This window comes from Salinimicrobium oceani (assembly GCF_012037645.1).
Genome location: NZ_JAAVJR010000048.1, coordinates 1 through 943, shown reverse-complemented (window position 1 = coordinate 943; position 943 = coordinate 1). Strand labels below are relative to the sequence as shown.

The window sequence follows — 943 nt, the reverse complement described above, 5'->3', positions numbered from 1 at the left end:
TCCTCATTTGGAAGATAGAAGAGCCTTATGATGTGCTTAACGAGGGGATGGAGCTTACAGAAGTTTGCCGGGAAAGAGTTGCGGGGATGAAAAGCGATATTCACAGAAGGGGATTCTTAAGTGTGCGGCATCTGCTTGCACAAGAGGGATATACAGACCGGGATCTTTTTTATGATGATCAAGGCAAGCCACATCTTAAGGATGGAAAATATATTTCCATAACGCATTCTTTCAGCTTTTCGGGTATTATTATCAGTGACCGGGAAGTAGGGATCGATATAGAGATGCAGCGGGAAAAGATCCTATTGATCGCTCATAAATTCACTCCTATTGAAGAATACAGAACCCTGGCCAATACAGATGCGCTGGTAAGAAAATTAACCATAGTTTGGGGCGCCAAAGAGGCAGTTTACAAGCTATACGCCCAGCCAAAAGTGAGCTTTTTGCAGCATATTAATATTTCCGACTTTGATTTTGACGATAACAGGACGACAGGTAAGATAAATTTCAACGGCCAAACCAGCTGGTATGAATTTGAATTCCTGGAATTTGAAGGCTTCACCTGTGTTTATACCCTTAGAAAAGTAGAAACTCCTGCTTGATGAAGCACGTGCTGCGGAATTTTATCGAAGCCGAAAAAGCCGGAAAAAAACAACTGGCTGTACTTATAGATCCTGAAAAATTTGATCCCGCGACGGCTTCAGATTTTCTTCGGAAGCTGCCATCTTTTACCACCCATATTTTCATTGGAGGGAGCACAGTTACTTCCGAAGAAATGGAGAGCTGTGTTAAAACCATAAAGGCTGAAACTTTCCTGCCCCTTGTGCTTTTTCCCGGAGATCATCAACAAATATCCAATTCGGCAGATGCGCTACTCTTTTTGAGCCTGCTCTCGGGCAGAAATCCCGAATATCTCATTGGTCAGCAGGTGAGGTCTGTGGCT

2 protein-coding genes are annotated in these 943 nt (G+C 43.4%); both read left to right on the top strand.

Annotated features, from left to right (window positions below; genetic code table 11):
• The coding region (locus HC175_RS15270; protein ID WP_168139332.1) for a 4'-phosphopantetheinyl transferase family protein at nucleotides 1-602 on the top strand (602 nt) is incomplete at its 5' end.
• Nucleotides 602-943: geranylgeranylglyceryl/heptaprenylglyceryl phosphate synthase (locus tag HC175_RS15265; RefSeq protein ID WP_317172324.1), on the top strand; the 342-nt coding region annotated here is incomplete at its 3' end. The genes HC175_RS15270 and HC175_RS15265, both read left to right, overlap by 1 nt.